Raw genomic sequence first — 20,581 nt, 5'->3', positions numbered from 1 at the left:
ATTCGCGAGCAAGCCCGCTCCCACATTGGTTACTGCGCAACCTTCAGATCAAAGCGCGGCGAGAAACTTGTCCGCCAGCTTGTCACTGTCCTTGACGTCATTGATGTTCTCTTTGTCCGACTGCGCCAGCTGCATCTTGTCCTGCAAGCGCTGGGCGATCTCTTTGCCGACGGCCAGCTGTTTCTCCGGCGGCATGGCCTGGATGTCTTCCTCGGTAATGCCCATGTCCTTGAGGATGCTGTCGCGCAGACGCTGTTCCGGCGACTTGCTCATGTAGTCCTTGAACGCGTCGGTAGCCGAGGTGCCGGTGGTGCTGCCGGCAGCCGTGGCGTCGGTGGTTTGCAAACCAACGCGGGTCTTGGCGAATGCCTCATCGACGTTGTCGCTGATGCGCGCGGCGGCGGCGACCTGTTGGGTGGCGATCTGCGTGGCCGAATCCTGCACCTTGGACGTTGCATCGGTGGCTTGTGACTGGGCCTGATTCTGCATCGACTGCAGCATGGCGCCGTGCAGGCCGCTTTGCAGACCGGCAGCGGCGGTCGTGGTCGCATCTTCCGCCAGTCGCTTGGGCAGGTGGATGAGTTGCTGCTGTTTTGCACTGACCAACATCATGATGAGGACCTATGAATAATTGCTGACGGGCGTATCAGAGCAATTACCGTGCCTTTCAGGAATATTCTTTTGTTTCAATGGGTTGGATGTTTTGCGCGTTAGGTGCAGCGGTCATCCCTTGCCGTCGGGCGGCAGAGGATGACCGCGCGGCCGTCAGCGATGGGCAATGTTTTCCAGCGCCAGGTTGCGCGTGCGCGGGCCAAAGTAGCCGATGGTCAGCATCACGATCAGCATGCTGCTGACGATGAACGCCAGCACCCCGGGCGTGCCAAAGTGGTCGAGGAACATCCCGATCAGTAGGCTGCTGAATACCGTCGACAAGCGGCTGAACGAATAGCAGAACCCCACCGCCCGCGCACGGATGTTGGTCGGGAACAATTCGCTCTGGTACGAGTGGTAACTGAAGCTCAGCCAGGCGTTGCAGAAGGTGATCATCACGCCGCAGAAGATCAGGCCGAAGGCACTGGTCTGCAACGCAAACAAAGTGCCGAAGGTCATGGCACCGAGAGCCGAGCCGACGATCTGCCACTTGTTCTCGAAACGATTGGCGAACTTCACGAACAGCAATGGCCCGAGCGGGTAGGCGAGGGTGATGATGAACGCGTACATCAGGCTGTGGGTGACGCTGACACCTTGCCCCGAGAGCAACGCCGGCAGCCAGTTGCCGAATCCGAAGAAACCGATGGCCTGGAACACGTGAAAGACGATCAGCATCAATGCCCGACGCCGATACGGTGGCTGCCAGATATCAGCGAAACGGCCTTTGCCCTCAACGTCGACGGGTACTGCTTCGGGGGCGTCCAGCGGTTGGCGGTGATCTTTCTCGCAGCGTGCTTCGATGTCGTCGAGAATGCGTTTTGCTTCATCGAACCGGCCATGTTGCGCCAGCCAGCGCGGTGACTCCGGCAGACGCTTGCGCAGCCACCAGATGAACAGCGCAAACACCGCGCTCGCCAGCACCACCCAACGCCAGCCCGAGACGCCGAACGGCGCCTGCGGCACCAGCCACCACGACATCAACGCCACCGCCGGCACTGACAGAAACTGCACAAAAAAGGCAAAGGCAAACGCCGAGCTGCGCATGCGTTTGGGGACCAGTTCCGAGAGGTAGGCGTCGATGGTCACCAGTTCGATACCGAGGCCGATGCCCACCAGAAACCGCATGCAGATGATCCCCGGCGCCGAGCTTTGAATGCCCATCAGCACTGTGGCGACCGTGTACCAGACCAGCGCAAAGGTGAAGATCGCGCGCCGGCCGAAACGATCGGCCAGCGGGCTGAGCAGGCTGGCGCCAAGGAACAGGCCAAGGAAGGTCGCCGAGGCAAACGCCGCCTGATCGGAGAAACCGAACACGCCCTGATTGCCGGTGGCGAAGATCCCGTCACGGATCAGCCCGGGACTGATGTAGGCGGTCTGGAACAGGTCATAGAGTTCGAAGAAACCGCCAATCGACAACAGCGCCACCAGCCGCCAGATCGTGGCGACGGCAGGGAGGCGGTCGATGCGGGCGGAAATCTCGGCGGCGCGTATCGGGTCGATGCCGTCGCGTTGCGCGGCGGCGGGGGCGTGAGCAGTCATGGCGCTGATCCATTTTTTATTGATGGAAAAGCTTAGCCTGCTACCGGAGTTCACGGATTGTGAATATCGGCGGTTTGCCGGGAAGAACCGCCGATTTCTTGCAAAAACCGTTTAGCCATTAACGATTTATGCCGCGGCGGCGGAATCGGGCAGCGCCGAAGCCGGCAAGCCGAAGACGCGATCGAACAGCCAGTTGAAGGCGAACGTGTAGCACGGGATGAAGATGATCAGCGCCAGGTCCAGCAGGAACGCCTGCACCAGACTGATGTTCATCCACCAGGCGATCAGCGGGATCAGGAACACGATCAGCGTCAGTTGAAAACCGACCGCATGGGCGATGCGCCGTTTGACTGTGCGCGTGCGCGACGGCTGGCGGCTTTCCCAATGCTCGAACAGCGAGGTGTAGATGAAATTCCAGGTCACGGCGATGGTGGTGATGATCACCGCCAGCGGCCCGGTGCTGCCGGGCGAGGTGCCGGACAACAGCGCCAGGCCGAGGGCGGAGAAGGTCATGCCGATCACTTCGTAGAGCGACACATAGACCAGTTTGCGTTTGACGCCTTGCATGCGGATTTGCCTCTGTCTTGAAATCGATGGCCAGCGGGACTGGCGGAGACGGCGAAAGATAGCTTCAATAGTGGTGACAGAAAAAGTCAGTAGCTTTCAGTTTTGGTGATAGGTGGTGGTGTGAATTTCAACAGTGACAGCATCGAATTGTTTCTCGCGGTGATCGAGCGCGGCTCGTTTTCCGCCGCTGCCCGAGCGCTGGGCCGGGTGCCGTCGGCCGTCAGCATGGGCATCGGCAATCTGGAGGCCGAACTCGGTTATCCGCTGTTCGACCGCAGCCATCGCGAACCGCAGCCGACCGCCATGGCGCTGTCACTGGTGCCCCATGCGCGGCTGATTGCCGAGCAGCTCAAGCAGCTGCAAGTGCACGCGGTGGAATTGTCGCTGGGGCTGGAGAGCAAGTTGTCGATCGGTGTGGTCGCAGACATCGACCGCCGCCGCTTGCTCGCCGCGATCAAGGTGATCTGCGAGCGCCATCCGCTGCTCGACATCGAAGTGCTGACCGCTCCGCAGGACGACGTGCTGGCGATGCTGCACAGTGGCCGCGTCAGCGTCTGCCTGGCGTTCGCCGGCTTGAGCATGAACGTGCTGGAGCGTTTTCAGTTTGTCGGCAGCGAACGGATGATCGCCACCCTGGCGGCGGACAGTCCGTTGTTGCAGGGGCAGGATCTGTTTCTTGAGGACCTGGTGCACGTGCGGCAGATCTTCGTCGCCAGCCGCGACCTGCCGATCAGCGAAACCCGGCCGCTGGTGGCCGAATCCCACTGGCGCACCGACACTCTGGAGGCGGCGCTGGAGATGGTCGAGGCGGGGCTGGGCTGGGGCAATTTCCCGCTGTCGGTGGTGCAGCCATGGCTGGACAGCGGGCGTTTGAAACGACTGAATTTCCGCAACATCGAGAACGGGCTGGTGCTACCGGTGCATGCGGTGTGGCTCAAGAGCCAGCCGCTGCAGAAAGGCGCTTTGGCCCTCGTCGACATGCTCAGCCACTGAACCCGACACAGATCCCCTGTGGGAGCGGGCTTGCTCGCGAATGCGGTGTGCCAGATAAGCAAATGCCAGCTGACACGACGCCTTCGCGAGCAAGCCCGCTCCCACAGGGGTTGGGTTTCAACCCGGCATTTGTGACTACCACGGGGACTTCAGAGGTCAGGTGCTTTCACGGACTTTCAGTTCAAAGCCCATGTCTTCCACCGGACGTGCAACATTGTTGCCCGCCATCAACGTCAGCATCTGCTCTGCCGCGCGCCGGCCGATCGCCTCTCGTGGGGTATTGATGCTGCTCAGGCGCGGCACCATGTGTTCGGACATCGGCAAGTCGTTGAAGCCGAGGATCGCCACCTGTTCGGGGATCTTGATCCCGTTGCGCAGCGCTTCGAGCAGGGCACCCTGCGCGAGGTCGTCGTTACCAAAGAAGATCGCATCGACGTCCGGATGCGCCGCCAGCAGTTGCAGGAACAGCTCACCGCCCAATCCCACCGACGATGAACGCGGGGTCAGCACTTCCAGGTCCGGGTCATAGCGACCGGCCTTCTGCAGGGCTTTGCGGAAACCCTCGCCGCGCAACAAAGTGCGCTGATCGAGTTGTGCGCCAATGTAGGCCAGACGCTTGCGCCCTCGGGAGAGCAAATGTTCGGCGGCCGTTTCACCGGCGCTGAGCTGGGAGAAACCCACGCAGTTCACTCCGGCGGCGCTGTCCAGTTCCATCATGTACACGCAGGGAATGTTGCTGGCCTCGATCATCCGCCGCGAACTTTCCGTGCGATCAAACCCGGTCAGCAGCAAACCACGGGGCTGATAAGCCATGTAGTTGCGCAGCAGGTTTTCTTCTTCATCACGCGAATAGTGGAAGTTGCCGATCAGCACTTCGAAGCCCTTGGGCGTGAGCACCCGATGAATGGCTTCCAGCGTATCGATAAACAACAGGTTGGACAGCGACGGCACCAACACCACCACCGAATGGCTCTGCGCCGAGGCGAGCGCGCGGGCGGCCGGGTTGACCACGTAGTTGAGTTCGAGTGCGGCTTTCTGGACTTTTTCCACCAGTTCGGTGGCCACGGTGCTGACCCCACGCAAGGCGCGGGAGGCGGTAATCGGACTGACACCGGCGAGGCGAGCAACTTCATTGAGGGTGGGACGGCCGGTGGTGCGGGTATTTTTATCGTTTTTAGGGGTGGTCATCGGGCGGCTTGCCAAACAAAAATCAAGGCACTAAGGTAGCGCTGTCCTGATGCAGCTGCAAATGCGTAAGCGAGGTCCTGCCTGATCCTCGCTTTTTGGCGTTGGGCGAAAACCTGCTGCAACCCAAAAAAACGACAAGAAGGCGTCGGCAACTTCTGCCTGTGCACTAGAGTCATAGCTAGCAAAGGTAGCGCTGTCTGCGCGCTGAGGTGTTATATGAGTCATCCCATCACCGCCCTGGTCATCATGGGCGTTGCCGGTTGCGGCAAGACGTGCGTCAGCGAGGCCTTGTGCCAATTGAGCGGCGCCACTGCCATTGAAGGCGATACTTTTCATCCGGCCGCCAACATCGAAAAGATGAGCGCGGGGATCCCCCTGAACGACGAAGACCGTGCCGGCTGGCTCGACAGCCTGTGCGTTGAATTGCGTCGTGTCGATGCACTGGGCGAGCGTCCGGTGCTGACCTGCTCGGCCCTCAAACACAGTTATCGTGAAGTGCTGCGCAGTGCCTTGCCGGGCCTGGGCTTCGTGTTTCTTGAGCTGACCCCGGAAGTGGCCGCTGACCGCGTGTCCCATCGTCCGGGCCACTTCATGCCGGCGACGTTGATCGAAAGCCAGTTCGCCACGCTTGAATCGCCAGTCGGCGAGCCGCTGACCCTGGCGCTGAATGCGTCGATCCACAGCGTCGATGAGCTGGCGTCCCAGGCGCACGTCTGGTGGCAGGCCCATGGTCTGAAACAGGCGGTATGAGTGTGTTGAAAGAGCTAGCGCTGTCCTCACGAATTCTGTTTAACCCGCTTTAATAACAACAACAAGCCAGGAGACACCCCCAATGTTTGGCATGTCCCACGACACGTTCCTGCTGCTCGATGCAGTGGTCACGGTAATCGGGCTGATTGTCCTGATTACCAAATTCAAGATTCACCCCTTCATCTCCCTGACCATTGCGGCCGCGTTCCTTGGCCTGACGTCCGGCATGCCGATCGGCACCATCATCAAGGCGTTCCAGGACGGCTTCGGTGGCGTGCTCGGTTTCGTCGGCATCATCCTCGCGCTGGGCACCATGCTCGGCAAAATGATGGCCGAATCCGGTGGTGCCGATCAGATCGCCCAGACCCTGATCCGCGCCTTCGGCAAGGACAAGGTGCAGTGGGCGATGATGTTCGCGGCGTTCCTGGTGGGCATTCCGCTGTTCTTCGAAATCGGCTTCGTGCTGCTGATTCCGCTGGTGTTCATCGTTGCCCGTCGCACCGGTGTGTCGATCATCAAGATCGGCATCCCGCTGCTCGCCGGCCTGTCCGCCGTACACGGTCTGGTGCCACCGCACCCGGGGCCGCTGCTGGCGATCGGCGTGTTCGGCGCCGACATCGGCAAGACCATCCTCTACGGTCTGATCGTTGCGCTGCCGACCGCCATCATTGCCGGTCCGATCTTCGGTACTTTCATCGCCAAGCACATCCCCGGTCACCCGAATCAGGAACTGGTCGATCAATTGGCCCGTGAAACCGATTCGACCAAACTGCCGAGCTTCAGCATCACCCTGATCACCGTGCTGCTGCCGGTGTTCCTGATGCTGCTGAAAACCTTCGCTGACGTGGCGCTACCGGACGGTCACTTCTTCCGCACGTGGATGGACATGATCGGTCACCCGATCTCGGCACTGCTGCTGGCGTTGCTGCTGTCGCTGTACACCTTCGGGCACAAGCAGGGCATTGGTTCGCAACAGATCCTCAAGTGGCTGGACGCAAGCCTGGCACCGACCGCCGCGATCATCCTGATCATCGGTGCCGGTGGTGGCTTCAAGCAGATGCTGGTGACCAGCGGTGTGGGTGACGTGATCGGCCACATGGCGGTCAGCGCACAGATCTCGCCAATCCTGCTGGCGTGGCTGGTGGCGGCGGTGATTCGTATCGCCACCGGTTCGGCGACGGTGGCGACCATCACGGGCGCAGGCATTGTGGTGCCGGTGGTGGGGATGATCCCGGGCGTCAACCGTGAGCTGCTGGTGCTGGCCACCGGTGCCGGTTCGCTGATTCTGTCGCACGTCAACGATGCCGGTTTCTGGCTGGTGAAGCAGTACTTCAACATGACCGTGGCCGAGACGTTCAAGACCTGGACGGCGATGGAAACCATCCTCTCGGTGGTTGCGTTGGGCTTTATCCTGCTGTTGTCGCTGTTCGTCTAAGCGACTTTTAACAGACACAAAAAAACCGCTGCGATGCGGTTTTTTTGTGGGCGGATTTCGTGGTTCACCCAAAACCAGTGTGGGAGCGAGCCTGCTCGCGAAGGCAGTGTGTCAGTTAATGATGATGCTGACGGGTGTACCGCTTTCGCGAGCAGGCTCGCTCCCACAGGGTAGGTGTCAGTTGCCGGATTTCGGGGCCAGGCCATCCGCCCGGAACATCCCGCGAATCCCGCGCACGGCCTGACGAATCCGGTCCTGGTTTTCGATCAGCGCGAAGCGCACATGGTCATCACCATACTCACCAAAACCAACCCCCGGCGAGACGCAGACCTTGGCTTCGGCCAGCAGTTTCTTGGCGAATTCCAGCGAACCGAGATGCGCGTAGGCCTCGGGAATCTTCGCCCAGACATACATCGAAGCCTTCGGGTTCTCGACCATCCAGCCCAGCTCATGCAGGCCTTTGACCAGCACGTTACGGCGCTGGCGATACTGCTCGGCGATGTCGCGCACGCATTGCTGATCGCCTTCCAGCGCGGCAATCGCCGCCACTTGCAGCGGGGTGAACGTGCCGTAGTCGTGGTAGCTCTTGATCCGCGCCAGGGCGTTGACCAGCTCCGGGTTACCGACCATGAAACCGATGCGCCAGCCGGCCATGTTGTAGCTCTTGGACAGGGTGAAAAACTCCACCGCGATGTCCTTGGCGCCCGGCACCTGCATGATCGACGGGGCTTTCCAGCCGTCGTAGACGATGTCGGCGTAAGCCAGATCGTGAATCACCAGTACGTCGTACTGCTTGGCGAGGGCGATCACCCGCTCGAAGAAATCCAGTTCCACGCACTGCGCAGTCGGGTTCGACGGGAAGCCGAGGATCATCATTTTCGGTTTCGGAATCGAGCCGCGGATCGCCCGTTCCAACTCATCGAAGAAGTCCACGCCTGGCACCAGCGGCACAGAACGCACCTGGGCGCCGGCAATCACCGCGCCGTAGATGTGAATCGGGTAGCTGGGGTTCGGCACCAATACGGTGTCGCCCTGATCCAGAGTCGCCAGCATCAAATGCGCCAGGCCTTCCTTGGAGCCGATGGTGACAATGGCTTCGCTTTCCGGGTCGATGTCGACCGCGTAGCGTTCCTTGTACCAGTTGGAAATTGCCCGGCGCAGGCGTGGAATGCCCTTGGACGTGGAGTAACCGTGAGTGTCTTCGCGCTGGGCGACCTGGACGAGTTTTTCGACAATGTGCGGCGGCGTGGCCCCGTCGGGGTTGCCCATGCTCAAGTCGATGATGTCTTCACCACGACGCCGCGCGGCCATCTTCAGCTCGGCGGTGATGTTGAAAACGTAAGGGGGGAGTCGATCAATGCGCGCAAAGCGGCGCGGCGAACCTTGTTCAGCCATTGTTGCCTCGGATAACGTAAGCGCCCGGAACCGTCCGAGCGACGCTGGTCACTGCGGTGACCTGTGGCGGAAGATAAGGGCAGCGATGGCCGACTGTCCAGCGTGCATGACAATAATTTTTCCCAAGGAAATGCTTAATGGAATTCACCAGCGGCTTCTTGCTGAGCCTCTCGCTGTGCCTGGATATCGGCGTGGCCAACATCGCGATGATCACCCTGGCAATGCAGCGCGGTTACTTTCAGGGCTTTGCTCTGGGCCTCGGTACCTGCGTCGGTGACTTGATCTATGCAGTGCTGGCACTGGCCGGGATGACCGTGCTGCTGCAGTACGAAAGCGTGCGCTGGGTGCTGTGGATTGGTGGTTCGGCGCTGCTGGTCTACTTCGCGGCGAAGATGATTTACTCGGCGATCCATCACGAGGCGCAACTGGCCGCGACCGCTGAGGTGGGACAGAACTCGCATCGCAAGGAGTTCTTTCGCGGGATCTTCCTTGCCATGTCCTCGCCGAGCGCGATTCTGTGGTTTGCCGCGGTCGGCGGCACCTTGATCGCCCGTTCCGGTGGCGGTGGCCCGCTGAGTTCGGCGCTGTTTCTCGGTGGTTTTCTCTGCGCCGGGCTGCTGTGGTCAGCCGGTCTGTGCTTTGCCGCGAGCCATGGCGGCAAGTTGCTGGGCGACAAGCTTTTGCGCTATTCCTATATGGCATCTGCAGCGATCTTCTGCTATTTCGCGGTGTACGTGATCGTTTCTGGTTATAACGAGTTTATTGGCTCCGCTGCCGTCGAGCAGTTGCACGCGCTATAACAGTGCGAAACGGATGGGGCTTTCTATACTCACCAGCCGAGCCCCCATTTTTGTTCCAGGAGTCGAGTCATGGATGAGCAAAAACGCGTCGAAGTGGCTGAACCTCGCTTCGAACATGGACACTTCCTGCTGATTGCAGGATTTCGTGGTCGATTTACCCAGGACACTGCCAAGGACATCCCCGCGCTGTGGGAAAAGTTCTTGCCGCACCTGGGAAAGATACAGGGACAAAAAAACGAAGTGACCTACGGGGTGTGCAGTAATTTCGACGGCAAGGGCGGCTTCGATTACATCGCCGGGGTGGAAATCAGCAAGCTCGATGACCTGGACCAGAAGGTCTACCAGTGGGTTGAAGTGCTGCCGCGCCAGTACGCGGTGTTCGAGCACAAGGGCCCGCTCGAACAATTGCCGCAGACTCTGCAGTACATCTACAAGACCTGGCTGCCGGCTTCCCACTACGTGGAACTCAATGCCCCGGAGCTGGAACGCTACAGCGCCGATTTCAACCCGAAGCAGCGCACCGGCAAACTGGAAATCTGCGTACCCGTCGACAGTAAATCCTGAGCCGACAACGATGAGGCGGATCACTGATCCGCCTCATGTTGCTCAACCGCGTTTACCCTTGCCCACCCGTCGCGCCCGCAACAGGTCGATGCCCAAGGTGATAAAGCCGAACGTACTGATGCCCAATACCATCAACAGGCCGATTTCAACGCTGCTCATAAACGTTTTCCCCCAGGGTGATCAGAGACACACCGCAGAAATATCCCGCCGCCCGCGCGAAGAAAAGCGCTTATACGCAGGCTTTACGCTGTCCGCGCGGATCGATATGAACACCTTATTCCTTTATGCTTTCGGCACTTTCTTCTGCTGATTTTCGAGCCGCCATGAACACCGTCATCCGCAACGTCACCGCCGCCGACCTGGATCGCTGCTACGCCATCGAAACCGTTGCCTACGAAGGCGATGAGGCCGCCACCCGGGAAAAGATCGCCACGCGCATCGCCACCTGGCCGGACGGCTTCATCGTGGCCGAGGTGGACGGTGTGGTCGCCGGTTTCGTCAATTCGGGCGCGGCGTTTGACGTGCAGATGTCGGACGAGGCGTTCAAGGAATTGGTCGGCCATGATCCGAAAGGCCCCAATGTGGTGATCATGTCGGTGGTGGTGCACCCGGATTATCAGGGGCAGGGCCTGGCCAAACGCCTGATGGCCGAGTTCATCGAGCGCATGCGCGGGCTGGACAAGGCGACGATTCATCTGATGTGCAAGGAACAGCACATCCCGCTGTATGCCGGTTTCGGCTTTGCCTACATCAAACCCTCGGAGTCCGACCACGGCGGGATGGCGTGGCACGAGATGATCCTCACCCTCTGAACTTCCCCGCTCCCACAGGTGGATCGTCGTTGGTGAGCGGTTGTACTGGCAGAGGATTCCCCCGGATGACTCAGAAAAACAGGCCCATGCGCCGCTCGTAACCGATCCGCCCCTTGTACGCTTCGCCGCTGTCGACGAAACCGTGTTTGGCGTACAGCGCGATCGCCGCTTCGTTATCGGCGTCCACCGACAGCTCCAGGCCTTTGATCTGCGGCCACGCCTGACGCGCAGCTTCGGGCAGCGCCTGCAGGCAGGCCTTGCCGTAACCTTTGCCTTGTGCCCGGTGATCGACCTGCAAAGCGTGCAGGGTGGCGCTGTGTTCATCGGCCCAGGCCGGCAACACTGGTGGGCGCTTGAGCAGCAGGAATGCCACCGGCACCTGATCGGCCAGCAGCGCGAAACCCTTCACGCCGGGGCCGGGTTTGGACAGCAGCGTATGCAGCGCGCCGTGGATATCACCGGAAAACTTGATTTGCTCGGGATGGATCTCAATCGCCTCGACTTGCTGGCGCTGCAAGGCGTTCAGGCTGTCGTACGGCACGAGTTGGGCTGACACGGGAATTTCCTTTTTCCTACAAAGATGAGTCTGGATTCTATCGATTTTGTCTTTGCCGGAAATTTTTTGTTTTGCCTGTCGATCTGCTCGACAGCTGAACGACTAAGGGTGTCTTCACAACAAAAAAACGGAGAACACCATGAGCGCACAATCTGCAATCCAGACCCTGATCAACACCTACCGCGAAGCGGTCATGACCAAGAACGTCGAGAAAGTCATGGCGTTGTACGCCGACGACATCGTCTCTTTCGATGCGATCAAGGCCCTGCAATTCAAGGGCAAAGTGGCGTACCGCGCACACTGGGAAGCCTGCATGGAGATGTGTTCCGGCCCGCACATTTTCGAGTTCCACGAGATCGCCATCGAAACCGCCGACAACCTCGCCTTCGCTCATTGGGTGACGCATTGCGGCGGCACCAACGACAAGGGCGAAACCCAGAGCTGCTGGATGCGCGCCACTGCGTGCTATCGGCAGGTCGGCGGCACGTGGAAAATCGTCCACGAGCACTGGTCGGCCCCGTTCGATCCGATGAGCGGCGCGACGCTGTTCGATGTACAACCCTGATCTTCAGCCATAGTTGATCCGATCGAATCAGGAGAAAACCATGAAGTATCTATGCTTGGTCTACAGCGATGAGCGCCTGCTGCATAGCTCGCCCGACAGCCCGGAAGACGCCGAGTGCTGGGCCTACGCCGAGTCGATTCAGGGCAGCGGGCGGATGGTCGCGGCGCAGGCGCTGGAGTCGGTGCAGACCGCCACTACGGTGCGCATGCGCAACGGCAAGTTGTCGATCACCGATGGCCCGTTTGCTGAAACCAAGGAGCAGTTGGCCGGGTTCTACCTGATCGATGCCAAGGATCTCAACGAAGCGATTCAGGTCGCCGGCAACATTCCGGCGGCCCGGGTCGGCAGCGTTGAAGTGCGCCCGGTGCGGCAGCTGAATGTCTGAAGTTCGGGCGCGGGTCGAGCAGGTCTATCGCGAAGACTCGCGGCGGATCCTTGCGACGCTGATTCGCCTGCTCGGTGATTTCGACCTCGCCGAAGAGGCCTTGCACGAGGCGTTCTTCGTCGCGGTCGAGCGCTGGCAGCGCGACGGCGTGCCCGACAACCCGCGCACCTGGCTGGTGTCCACCGGGCGCTTCAAGGCGATTGATGTGTTGCGGCGGCGGGCACGCTTCAAGGCCTCGCAGCCGCTGTTGCTGGCGCAACTCGAAGAGTTGGAACAGGCCGACTGGAGTGGCGAAGACGTGGAAGACGACCGCTTGCGGCTGATCTTCACCTGCTGTCACCCGGCATTGGCGGCAGATGCGCAAGTACCGCTGACCCTGCGTGAAGTCTGCGACCTGACCACTGAGGAAATCGCCCGGGCTTTTCTTTCGGCACCGGCGGCGATTGCCCAGCGCATCGTGCGGGCGAAAGCGAAGATTCGTGACGCGAAAATCCCCTATCAAGTACCGAGCCTGAACGAATTGCCCGAACGCCTCGACAGTGTGTTGCGGGTGATTTATCTGGTGTTCAACGAGGGTTATTCGGCGTCGGTCGGCGCTGAGTTGACCCGCGAGGATCTGACGCGTGAAGCGATCCGGCTGGGGCGGTTGTTGATGGAGTTGCTGCCGGAACCGGAGGTAATCGGGTTGCTGGCGCTGATGCTGTTGCACGAATCGAGACGGCCAGCGCGGACTTCGCCCAGTGGTGAACTGGTGCTGCTGGACGATCAGGATCGTACGCAGTGGGATGTCGAGCTGATTGCCGAAGGCTGTACGCTGGTGGAGCGCGCGCTGACCACACGGCGGTTCGGGCCGTATTGCCTGCAAGCGGCGATTGCCGCGGTGCATGCCGAAGCGCCGTCAGCGGCGCAAACGGATTGGCAGCAGATCGTCGGGCTGTACGACGTGCTGTTGCGGGCGGTACCGTCGCCGGTGATTGAGTTGAATCGCGCGGTGGCGGTGGCCAAGCGCGATGGCGCGTTGGCCGGGTTGATACTGATCGAGGGGATTCTGGATCGCGGCGAGTTGCAGGATTACCACCTGGCGCATTCGGCGCGGGCGGAATTCTCTCGGCAGTTAGGGCGGGTGGAACAGGCGCGGGCGGCGTATCGGCGCGCGTTGGAGCTGACACGGCAGGAGCCGGAGCGGCGGTTTATCGAGGCGCGATTAGCGGCGTTGGGCTGACCGAGAGAATCGGTGGCAGTGTCGGCCTCTTCGCGAGCAAGCCTGCTCCCACAGTGACCGCTGCAGAACCTGTGGGAGCGGGCTTGCTCGCGAAGAGGCCAGTTCAGCCAACCTCAAATCATCAGGCCTGCTGCCGGGTCGCTGCCAAAACGATCTCTCGAATGCACACGCCCTGCGGCTGCTCATACGCATAAGCAATCGCCGTCGCCACGTCCTCGGCGCTCAACACCGTGCCGCCCATCTCCTGTTTCCACGCCTGATACCCGGTCTTGATCGCTTCATCGGTGGTGTGACTCAACAACTCGGTCTCCACCGCACCCGGGGCAATGGTGGTCACGCGCACGTTGTGCGGCGCCAGTTCTTCACGCAGATTTTCCGACAAGCCGTGCACCGCGAACTTGGTGCCGACGTACGCCACGTGGTTGGGAAAGGTCTTGCGTCCGGCCACCGAGCTGACGTTGATGATGGTGCCGTGCTTGCGCTCGACCATGCCGGCAACGACGGCGTGCACACCGTTGAGCAGGCCTTTGACGTTGACGTCGAGCATCTGCTCCCACTGCGCCGGATCCTGCTCGCTCATCGCGCCCAGCAGCATCACGCCGGCGTTATTGATCAGCGCATCGGCCGGGCCGAATCGGGCTTCGGCTTCGGCAACTGCCGCGAGCAACGCTGCACGATCAGTGATGTCGACCTGACGGCTGAGGCTGTTCGGCAGCTCCAGTGCTTGAAGGCGTTCAACCCGGCGTGCCAGCAGTAACAGTGGATGGCCGGCAGCGCTCAAACGGCGGGCGGCGGCTTCGCCAATGCCCGAACTGGCTCCGGTGATGATGATCAATGGCTTGCCCATGGTTGAACTCCTGAAATAAGAAAATCAAATGACTGAATGCTGGGCGCAGTATATTTAGCCTGTCAGCGGCTGAAAAATGCCTTATTCCTCTGTCTGTTATCGGAATCATCTATGGATATCCGTCATCTCAAAGCCTTCCTCGCGGTGTTCGAGGAACGCAACATCACTGCGGCAGCGCAACGCCTGTTCATCAGCCAACCGACGCTGTCGGTGACGATCAAACAGCTTGAAGAAACGCTGGGTGTGAGCCTGTTCGTGCGCCAGCCGCGCGGTGTCGAGGTCAGTCAAGAGGCGCGGCTGCTGTACCCGCAGGCGCGGCGCATGGTGGCTGAGTCCGAAGCGCTGAGCCGGATGTTTCGCGGCGGCGAAAACCGCGTGGCGCTGTCCTTGGGCATCGAAGGCGACATCGCCGCCAGCCATATCGAAGCCTTCGTGCGCATGGCTCATCAGGCCTTGCCCAATCTGCTGTTGACGCTGGAGGAGGGCTGTCACGGTGACGGTCGCCTGGCGGTTGAGGAAATGTGCTGCGAGGACGAACTGTTCCTGGCGCTGTGGGAGGAACCCTATGTGATGGCGCTGCCGCTGGCGCATCCGATGGCGGCAGCGCAGGCGGGCTGGGCGCCGATCGAAGACTGGATCACCTGCCCGCAACATCCGTCGCATCAGCGTTTGATGGCGTTGTATGGGCGTTCGCCGGCAGCGGTGGCGGGGTATGCCGGGTCGTTACAGCAGGCGTTGCATATGGTCGCGGCGGGCGTGGGGGTGGCGATGTTGCCGCAGTCGCTGGTGACCGGGCATGCACGAGTGGTGGTGCGCACGTTGCACTTGCCGGCACCGACTCGTCGGGTCGGATTGTGCTATGCGGCGCAGGCGCTGGAGTTGCCGGCGATGCGCGGGTTACAGGCGTATTTCCAGGAGAATCGGCCAGTGGAGATCGCGGCGGCCTGATTGGCCGCCTTCGCGAGCAGGCTCGCTCCCACAGGGTTTGGTGAACGACGCAGATCCAATGTGTGAGCGAGCCTGCTCGCGAAGAGGCGCACCGCTATTCCAGCATCTTGCTCAGCAACCAGCTCCCCGCCGGCCCTGGCGGGTAAATCCGCGACCACAACGCATCGACATACACCGGCCGCGGCCAGCCGCGCACCGTCAATTCCACCAGCGTATCGTTGCCGAAACGTCCCACCAGCCAGCGTGGCAGCGCCGCCCAGCCGAAACCCATTTCCGCCATTTCCATCAGCATCAGGTAACTCGGCGCCGACCACACGCGGCCCTTTGCACGACTGTCGTACGGATTGACGATGGTCGCCAGGCGCAATTCCCGATGCTGCTCCAGCACTGGCTGGTCGACATGTTCGACGCCGGTCAGCACATGATCACGTTTGACGAACAGCGCGATGTCGGTGCGTTCGGCGACCGTCGAAGTCACCAGATCCGGTGGATAGCTGTCGCGCATTTCGGCGAAGGCCAGGTGCGCGCGGCCACGCTGGACCAGTTCGATCAGGTCGTCGCACTCGGCGATCAGACATTCCAGTTCCAGGTCCGGATAACGCTGCTCGAAGTCGACCAGTGCCGCTTCGAAGCGCGCCGATTGGTAGGTATCGGAAATCGCCACGGTGAGCTTCGGTTCGACGCCTTGGCTCAGCTGCCGGGCGGTCATTTCCAGACGACTGGTGGCCGCCAGAATCGCCTCGGCCCGTTGCAGCATCACGTGGCCGGCCGGGGTCAGGGTCGGCTTGCGACTGCTGCGGTCGAACAGGATCAGGTCGAGGTCGATCTCCAGGCTGGCCACCGCCGCACTGATGGTTGACTGGCTGCGCCCCAGTTTGCGCGCCGCCGCCGAGAACGAACCCTGCGTCGCTGCTTGAACGAATGCCAGCAGCACTTCCTGCGAAGCCATGAACTATCGCCTTGATCGATGGTTATTGGTTATGAAGTATCGGTTCGAGAGTGGATCATGGCAACCATCTTCACTCAAGGAGTCAGGCGATGACTGCTAACAAATCCATTGTTGAACGTATTTTTCAGGCCATCGGTTTCGAGTTTCTGGCGATCCTTATTTGCACGCCGCTGCTGGCGTGGATCATGGACAAACCGCTGCTCGACATGGGCGCGGTGACGGTGTTGATCGCCATGCTGGCGCTGGCCTGGAACGTAGTGTTCAACGGTTTCTTCGACCGGACGCTCAAGCGCCTGAATATCGGCCATAACGCCTGGACGCGGGTGGTCCATGCGCTGCTGTTTGAAGGTGGGTTGATCGTGATGGGCGTACCACTGATTGCCTGGTGGCTGTCGGTCAGCCTGTGGCAGGCGTTCTTGCTCGACATCGGCGTACTGCTGTTTTTCCTGCCGTACACCTACGTGTATCACTGGGGGTATGACGTGGTGCGTGCGCGGTTCATGACCCGCCACACCTGCCCGAACTGACCCATCCCTGTGGAGCTGCCGGCGGCAGCTCCACAGGATCGTTCAGAGGAACATTCCGCCGGACGCTTCAACCCGTTGACCATTGATCCACTGCGCCCCCGGCGACAGCAGCAACGACAGGGCTCCACCAATGTCATCCGGCTTGCCGGCACGGCCCAGCGCGGTGTTTTCGGCAACCATCGCGTTCACAGCCGCATTGTCGCGCACGGTGCCGCCGCCGAAGTCGGTTTCGATCGCACCTGGCGCCAAGGTATTCACGGTGATCTGCCGTGCGCCCAACTCTTTGGCCTGATAACGGGTCAGGACTTCAATCGCACCTTTCATCGCCGCATAAGCACTGGCGCCCGGGATGCTGAAACGCGCGAGCCCGCTGGAGATGTTGATGATCCGCCCGCCGTCGTTCATCAGCGGCAGCAGTTGCTGAGTGAGGAAGAACGGCCCTTTGAAGTGTACGTTCATCAGCATGTCGAATTGCTCAACGGTGGTCTCGGTGAAACTGGCATGCAGACCGAACCCGGCGTTGTTGACCAGAAAATCGAAATGCTCGCGCTCGAAGGTGTGTTGCAGCGCCTGTTCGACCTGCGTGCCGAACGCGGCGAAGGTTTCACTGCGGCCAACATCCAGTTGCAGCATCACGGCTTTGGCGCCGAGTTGTTCCAGTTCAACCACCAGTGCCTGCGCTTCGTCGGCACGGCTGTTGTAAGTGCCGATGATGTCTACGCCCTGAGCGGCGAGGTGCAGGGCGGCGTTCTTGCCCAAGCCACGGCTGGCGCCGGTGATCAATGCGATTTTGCGGTTCATGTGATGTCCTCGATGGGTGGTGAGTGGTGATGGAACGAAGTTTATTTATCCGCCCTGAGGTGATAAACAGAGCAAAACCGGAATCACTGGTCGGATCAGTCGAACAATCAGCGAGTGGCTCATGAACAAACTGGAATTGCTGCGCACCTTCGTCCGGGTCAGCGAGTTATCGAGTTTCACCCTCGCCGGGGAAAACCTCGGCCTGCCGCGCTCCACGGTGTCCGAGCATGTGCAGGCGCTGGAAACTCTGCTCGGCACGCGCCTGCTGCAACGCACCACGCGCAAGGTGCAAGTGACGCAGGACGGCCTGGTGTTGTACGAACGCAGCAAGGATCTGCTTTCGCACATGGACGAAATAGAAGGCTTGTTTCGTCAGGATGAGGCCTCGCTGACCGGGCGCATTCGTGTCGACATGCCAAGCATTCTGTCGCGGCGGTTGATCATGCCGAGGATGCCCGAGTTCATGGATCGCCATCCCAACCTGGAGCTGGAGATCAGCAGCACCGACCGCCGCGTCGACCTGCTGAGCGAAGGCTTCGATTGCGTGGTGCGCATTGGCGCACAACCCGATCAAACGGTGGCGGCGCGACACTTGGGCGACCTGCCCATGATCAACTGCGCGAGTGCGGCTTATCTGGAGCGTTACGGTGTGCCGCAAACACTGGAAGACCTGGCGCAACATCGGCTGGTGCATTACGTCGGCGTACTGGGTTCGCGCTCGGAAGGGTTTGTGTATGAGCAGGACGGGCAGGTTCACCGATTGCCGATGGCCGGCAGCGTGACGGTCAACAGCACCGATGCTTACAAGTTGGCGTGCCTGGGCGGTTTTGGTCTGATTCAGGTGCCACGCACCGGGATGAATGCCGATCTGGACAGCGGCGAGATCGTCAGCGTGCTGCCGCAGTACACCGCGCCGGCGATGGGGATTTCGATCCTGTATGCGCGGCAACGGCACTTGCCACTGCGGGTGCGGGTGTTCATGGATTGGCTGGGCGATTTGATCCGTTCGGAGCTCTAAAATCCATGGAGATCCAGTGTGGGAGGTGGTGAAGTATTCGGGCTGGCCGCTATCCGGGGTGGGAGTGGGCTTGCTCACGAAGAGGGCGTGTCAGGCAATACTGAGCTGACTGGTTAGACGCCTTCGCGAGCAAGCCCGCTCCCACAGGGGATGGGTGGTGGATGAAATATCCGGAGCTGGCCGATATTCAGGGTGGGAGTGGGCTTGCTCACGAAGAGGGCGTGTCAGGCAACACTGAGCTGACTGGTTAGACGCCTTCGCGAGCAGGCTCGCTCCCACAGGGGATGGGGGGAGGTGAAGTATTCGGGCTGGCCGGTATCCAGGGTGGGAGTGGGCTTGCTCACGAAGAGGGCGTGTCAGGCAACACTGAGCTGACTGGTTAGACGCCTTCGCGAGCAAGCCCGCTCCCACAGGGGGGCGTGTTGTTCAAAAGATCTGGGTGAACAGCCAATACAGGCTGCCCGACAGTAGAATCGCCGCCGGCAATGTCAGCACCCACGCCATCAGCAGATTGCGGATGGTCTTCATCTGCAAGCCACCGCCATTGGCAACCATGGTCCCGGCCACGCCCGAGGACAGCACGTGGGTGGTCGACACTGGCAAGCCGAACATGTCCGCCGCGCCGATGGTCAGCATCGCTACGGTTTCTGCCGAGGCGCCTTGGGCGTAGGTCAGGTGGGTCTTGCCGATCTTCTCACCCACCGTCACCACAATCCGCTTCCAGCCGACCATGGTGCCCAGCCCCAGAGCGATGGCCACGGCGATCTTGACCCACAGCGGAATGAACCGCGTGGCGTTGTCGATCTGCTGCTTGAACAGTTGCAGCTTGCCGTTGGTGTCAGCGTCGAAGTTGCCGACCTTGTTCTTGTCCATCAGGCGAATGCTTTCGCTGGCCAGGTACATGTCGTTACGCACGTTGCCCATGGCTTGCGCCGGGACTTTGGCCAACGAGCCGTAGCCTTTGACTTCTTCGCCGATGTGCCCGGTGAGGGAGGCGAGGGCGGGGATCAACTGCGGCGTGGCTTCCTTGCTGCGTACGTAATCGGAGAGCACTGCGCGTGGGTCGGCGGGTGCCGGCATCGGCGCACTTTTCACCAGCGCTTGCTGGGTCACTTGCGCGACGGCGGCGAACTGCAGCGATTGTTCTTCGGGCATGGTGCGGTTCAAGGCGTACGCCATCGGCAGCGTACCGACCAGAATCAACATGATCAGGCCCATGCCTTTTTGGCCGTCATTGGAGCCGTGGGCGAAGGACACACCGGTGCAGGTGAGGATCAGCAAGCCGCGAATCCACCACGGTGGCGGGGTGTTGCCTTCCGGTGCCTTGTACAGCGAGCGATTCTTCACAAACGCACGCAGGGCCAGCAGCAACAGCGCCGCACAACCGAAACCTACCAGCGGCGACAGCAGTAAGGCGTAACCGATCTTGGTCGCTTGCGCCCAGTCCACGCCGCTGGTGCCGTCGCGCCCATGCATCAAGGCATTGGCGACGCCTACGCCGATGATCGAGCCGATCAACGTGTGCGATGACGACGCCGGCAGACCCAGCCACCAGGTGCCGAGGTTCCACAGGATCGCCGCGATCAGCAGGGCGAAGATCATCGCGAAACCGGCGGACGAACCGACCTGCAGAATCAACTCCACCGGCAGCAGGGCGATGATGCCGAACGCCACGGCGCCGCTGGACAGCAGCACCCCGAGGAAGTTGAAGAACCCCGACCAGACCACCGCGACATTCGGCGGCAACGAGTGGGTGTAGATCACCGTCGCCACGGCGTTGGCGGTGTCGTGGAAACCGTTGACGAACTCGAAGCCCAGCGCAATCAGCAACGCCACACCGAGCAGCAGGAACGGGGTCCAGGTGGTGACCACCGTGCCAAGTTCGTGCATGTCGTGCATCAGGCTGTAGGCGGTGAACAGCATCCCCATCGCGAGCACCGCGAAAAAGATCACGTAGGTAAACGGGCTGGTTTTCTTGTCGAGGGCCGGCCGGCCGCTGGGGGCGGACGCCTGGTGGGCGGTCAGGGAGGGAGTAGCCATGAGCGGACAATCCTGAGCGAGGGAAGGAG

General features: G+C 60.9%; 22 protein-coding genes. 12 read left to right on the top strand and 10 right to left on the bottom strand.

The genetic code is table 11. The features are described 5' to 3' along the window. Positions 1–48 precede the first annotated feature (48 nt). The 3 genes from AC1UK9_RS21425 to AC1UK9_RS21415 all read right to left on the bottom strand — a co-directional run bounded on the left by AC1UK9_RS21425 (position 49) and on the right by AC1UK9_RS21415 (position 2,757). Positions 49–609, bottom strand: coding sequence for a hypothetical protein (locus AC1UK9_RS21425; protein WP_482580511.1), 561 nt, complete (start codon positions 607–609; stop codon positions 49–51). Between the two features lie 156 nt (positions 610–765). Then, the gene (locus AC1UK9_RS21420) at positions 766–2,190 is read right to left on the bottom strand and encodes an MFS transporter (RefSeq protein ID WP_025112850.1); all 1,425 of its coding nucleotides are present in this window, start codon (positions 2,188–2,190) and stop codon (positions 766–768) included. A 126-nt stretch (positions 2,191–2,316) separates the two neighbouring features. Further along, the gene (locus AC1UK9_RS21415; protein WP_025112851.1) at positions 2,317–2,757 is read right to left on the bottom strand and encodes a PACE efflux transporter; all 441 of its coding nucleotides are present in this window, start codon (positions 2,755–2,757) and stop codon (positions 2,317–2,319) included. Positions 2,758–2,877: 120 nt separating this feature from the next. Between AC1UK9_RS21415 and AC1UK9_RS21410 the strand changes: the two genes are divergently transcribed. Continuing rightward, positions 2,878–3,750 carry a LysR family transcriptional regulator gene (locus tag AC1UK9_RS21410; protein WP_482578459.1) on the top strand — a complete coding sequence of 291 codons (873 nt, stop codon included), beginning with the start codon at positions 2,878–2,880 and terminating at the stop codon, positions 3,748–3,750. A 156-nt stretch (positions 3,751–3,906) separates the two neighbouring features. On the opposite strand, the gene gntR is transcribed toward AC1UK9_RS21410, so the two are convergent. Further along, a complete protein-coding gene (gene gntR, locus AC1UK9_RS21405; protein WP_025112853.1) occupies positions 3,907–4,938 on the bottom strand; it encodes an HTH-type transcriptional regulator GntR in 1,032 nt (343 codons plus the stop codon). A gap of 216 nt (positions 4,939–5,154) precedes the next feature. Here gntR and AC1UK9_RS21400 point away from each other — a divergent pair, with 216 nt between their 5' ends. Further along, on the top strand, positions 5,155–5,688 hold the full coding sequence (locus AC1UK9_RS21400; RefSeq protein ID WP_025112854.1) for a gluconokinase: 534 nt from the start codon (positions 5,155–5,157) through the stop codon (positions 5,686–5,688). A gap of 82 nt (positions 5,689–5,770) precedes the next feature. Beyond that, positions 5,771–7,123 carry a GntP family permease gene (locus AC1UK9_RS21395; RefSeq protein ID WP_025112855.1) on the top strand — a complete coding sequence of 451 codons (1,353 nt, stop codon included), beginning with the start codon at positions 5,771–5,773 and terminating at the stop codon, positions 7,121–7,123. 177 nt (positions 7,124–7,300) lie between these two features. Here the strand turns inward: AC1UK9_RS21395 and alaC are convergent, their stop codons facing one another. Then, complete coding sequence (alaC, locus tag AC1UK9_RS21390; protein WP_025112856.1) at positions 7,301–8,518, bottom strand: alanine transaminase; 1,218 nt, start codon at positions 8,516–8,518, stop codon at positions 7,301–7,303. 137 nt (positions 8,519–8,655) lie between these two features. On the opposite strand from alaC, the gene AC1UK9_RS21385 reads away from it, so the two are divergent. The 3 genes from AC1UK9_RS21385 to AC1UK9_RS21375 all read left to right on the top strand — a co-directional run bounded on the left by AC1UK9_RS21385 (position 8,656) and on the right by AC1UK9_RS21375 (position 10,694). Next, entirely contained in the window at positions 8,656–9,318 is a 663-nt protein-coding gene (locus AC1UK9_RS21385; protein ID WP_025112857.1) for a LysE family translocator, read from the top strand. A gap of 69 nt (positions 9,319–9,387) precedes the next feature. Then, positions 9,388–9,882 (top strand): GyrI-like domain-containing protein, encoded by a 495-nt coding sequence (locus AC1UK9_RS21380; protein ID WP_025112858.1) that lies wholly within the window; start codon positions 9,388–9,390, stop codon positions 9,880–9,882. Positions 9,883–10,205: 323 nt separating this feature from the next. Continuing rightward, positions 10,206–10,694, top strand: coding sequence for a GNAT family N-acetyltransferase (locus AC1UK9_RS21375; protein ID WP_473013349.1), 489 nt, complete (start codon positions 10,206–10,208; stop codon positions 10,692–10,694). A gap of 70 nt (positions 10,695–10,764) precedes the next feature. Here the strand turns inward: AC1UK9_RS21375 and AC1UK9_RS21370 are convergent, their stop codons facing one another. Further along, positions 10,765–11,250, bottom strand: a complete 486-nt coding sequence (locus AC1UK9_RS21370; RefSeq protein ID WP_473013348.1) for a GNAT family N-acetyltransferase — start codon at positions 11,248–11,250, stop codon at positions 10,765–10,767. 139 nt (positions 11,251–11,389) lie between these two features. Here AC1UK9_RS21370 and AC1UK9_RS21365 point away from each other — a divergent pair, with 139 nt between their 5' ends. From AC1UK9_RS21365 to AC1UK9_RS21355, 3 genes are read left to right on the top strand one after another with little or no spacing between them, the layout of a single operon-like run. After that, positions 11,390–11,815, top strand: coding sequence for a YybH family protein (locus AC1UK9_RS21365; RefSeq protein WP_473013347.1), 426 nt, complete (start codon positions 11,390–11,392; stop codon positions 11,813–11,815). 40 nt (positions 11,816–11,855) lie between these two features. After that, positions 11,856–12,200, top strand: coding sequence for a YciI family protein (locus AC1UK9_RS21360; RefSeq protein WP_025112862.1), 345 nt, complete (start codon positions 11,856–11,858; stop codon positions 12,198–12,200). Continuing rightward, a complete protein-coding gene (locus tag AC1UK9_RS21355) occupies positions 12,193–13,422 on the top strand; it encodes an RNA polymerase sigma factor (RefSeq protein WP_482578458.1) in 1,230 nt (409 codons plus the stop codon). Before AC1UK9_RS21360 ends, AC1UK9_RS21355 begins: the two co-directional genes overlap by 8 nt. Positions 13,423–13,543: 121 nt before the next feature. Here the strand turns inward: AC1UK9_RS21355 and AC1UK9_RS21350 are convergent, their stop codons facing one another. Further along, positions 13,544–14,269 carry an SDR family oxidoreductase gene (locus AC1UK9_RS21350; RefSeq protein WP_025112864.1) on the bottom strand — a complete coding sequence of 242 codons (726 nt, stop codon included), beginning with the start codon at positions 14,267–14,269 and terminating at the stop codon, positions 13,544–13,546. Positions 14,270–14,380: 111 nt separating this feature from the next. Here AC1UK9_RS21350 and AC1UK9_RS21345 point away from each other — a divergent pair, with 111 nt between their 5' ends. Continuing rightward, entirely contained in the window at positions 14,381–15,217 is an 837-nt protein-coding gene (locus AC1UK9_RS21345; protein ID WP_482578457.1) for a LysR family transcriptional regulator, read from the top strand. Between the two features lie 94 nt (positions 15,218–15,311). On the opposite strand, the gene AC1UK9_RS21340 is transcribed toward AC1UK9_RS21345, so the two are convergent. Further along, entirely contained in the window at positions 15,312–16,166 is an 855-nt protein-coding gene (locus AC1UK9_RS21340) for a LysR family transcriptional regulator (RefSeq protein ID WP_482578456.1), read from the bottom strand. 89 nt (positions 16,167–16,255) lie between these two features. Here AC1UK9_RS21340 and AC1UK9_RS21335 point away from each other — a divergent pair, with 89 nt between their 5' ends. Further along, positions 16,256–16,693, top strand: a complete 438-nt coding sequence (locus AC1UK9_RS21335) for a multidrug/biocide efflux PACE transporter (protein WP_025112867.1) — start codon at positions 16,256–16,258, stop codon at positions 16,691–16,693. A 42-nt stretch (positions 16,694–16,735) separates the two neighbouring features. On the opposite strand, the gene AC1UK9_RS21330 is transcribed toward AC1UK9_RS21335, so the two are convergent. Beyond that, complete coding sequence (locus AC1UK9_RS21330; protein WP_482578455.1) at positions 16,736–17,494, bottom strand: SDR family NAD(P)-dependent oxidoreductase; 759 nt, start codon at positions 17,492–17,494, stop codon at positions 16,736–16,738. 121 nt (positions 17,495–17,615) lie between these two features. Here AC1UK9_RS21330 and AC1UK9_RS21325 point away from each other — a divergent pair, with 121 nt between their 5' ends. Further along, entirely contained in the window at positions 17,616–18,512 is an 897-nt protein-coding gene (locus tag AC1UK9_RS21325) for a LysR family transcriptional regulator (RefSeq protein WP_482578453.1), read from the top strand. Between the two features lie 426 nt (positions 18,513–18,938). On the opposite strand, the gene AC1UK9_RS21320 is transcribed toward AC1UK9_RS21325, so the two are convergent. Further along, positions 18,939–20,552 (bottom strand): inorganic phosphate transporter, encoded by a 1,614-nt coding sequence (locus AC1UK9_RS21320; RefSeq protein ID WP_482578452.1) that lies wholly within the window; start codon positions 20,550–20,552, stop codon positions 18,939–18,941. Positions 20,553–20,581 lie beyond the last annotated feature (29 nt).

The sequence above is a fragment of the Pseudomonas sp. AK-TSAG1-1 genome, from assembly GCF_056821665.1.
This window is presented reverse-complemented; position numbering and strand designations above follow the sequence as displayed.

Coding starts and splice junctions, on each gene's coding strand:
- AC1UK9_RS21425 (WP_482580511.1), bottom strand. CDS start 609: ATGTTGGTCAGTGCAAAACAGCAGCAACTCATCCACCTGCCCAAGCGA.
- AC1UK9_RS21420 (WP_025112850.1), bottom strand. CDS start 2,190: ATGACTGCTCACGCCCCCGCCGCCGCGCAACGCGACGGCATCGACCCG.
- AC1UK9_RS21415 (WP_025112851.1), bottom strand. CDS start 2,757: ATGCAAGGCGTCAAACGCAAACTGGTCTATGTGTCGCTCTACGAAGTG.
- gntR (WP_025112853.1), bottom strand. CDS start 4,938: ATGACCACCCCTAAAAACGATAAAAATACCCGCACCACCGGCCGTCCC.
- AC1UK9_RS21400 (WP_025112854.1), top strand. CDS start 5,155: ATGAGTCATCCCATCACCGCCCTGGTCATCATGGGCGTTGCCGGTTGC.
- AC1UK9_RS21395 (WP_025112855.1), top strand. CDS start 5,771: ATGTTTGGCATGTCCCACGACACGTTCCTGCTGCTCGATGCAGTGGTC.
- alaC (WP_025112856.1), bottom strand. CDS start 8,518: ATGGCTGAACAAGGTTCGCCGCGCCGCTTTGCGCGCATTGATCGACTC.
- AC1UK9_RS21385 (WP_025112857.1), top strand. CDS start 8,656: ATGGAATTCACCAGCGGCTTCTTGCTGAGCCTCTCGCTGTGCCTGGAT.
- AC1UK9_RS21380 (WP_025112858.1), top strand. CDS start 9,388: ATGGATGAGCAAAAACGCGTCGAAGTGGCTGAACCTCGCTTCGAACAT.
- AC1UK9_RS21375 (WP_473013349.1), top strand. CDS start 10,206: ATGAACACCGTCATCCGCAACGTCACCGCCGCCGACCTGGATCGCTGC.
- AC1UK9_RS21365 (WP_473013347.1), top strand. CDS start 11,390: ATGAGCGCACAATCTGCAATCCAGACCCTGATCAACACCTACCGCGAA.
- AC1UK9_RS21360 (WP_025112862.1), top strand. CDS start 11,856: ATGAAGTATCTATGCTTGGTCTACAGCGATGAGCGCCTGCTGCATAGC.
- AC1UK9_RS21355 (WP_482578458.1), top strand. CDS start 12,193: ATGTCTGAAGTTCGGGCGCGGGTCGAGCAGGTCTATCGCGAAGACTCG.
- AC1UK9_RS21350 (WP_025112864.1), bottom strand. CDS start 14,269: ATGGGCAAGCCATTGATCATCATCACCGGAGCCAGTTCGGGCATTGGC.
- AC1UK9_RS21345 (WP_482578457.1), top strand. CDS start 14,381: ATGGATATCCGTCATCTCAAAGCCTTCCTCGCGGTGTTCGAGGAACGC.
- AC1UK9_RS21340 (WP_482578456.1), bottom strand. CDS start 16,166: ATGGCTTCGCAGGAAGTGCTGCTGGCATTCGTTCAAGCAGCGACGCAG.
- AC1UK9_RS21335 (WP_025112867.1), top strand. CDS start 16,256: ATGACTGCTAACAAATCCATTGTTGAACGTATTTTTCAGGCCATCGGT.
- AC1UK9_RS21330 (WP_482578455.1), bottom strand. CDS start 17,494: ATGAACCGCAAAATCGCATTGATCACCGGCGCCAGCCGTGGCTTGGGC.
- AC1UK9_RS21325 (WP_482578453.1), top strand. CDS start 17,616: ATGAACAAACTGGAATTGCTGCGCACCTTCGTCCGGGTCAGCGAGTTA.
- AC1UK9_RS21320 (WP_482578452.1), bottom strand. CDS start 20,552: ATGGCTACTCCCTCCCTGACCGCCCACCAGGCGTCCGCCCCCAGCGGC.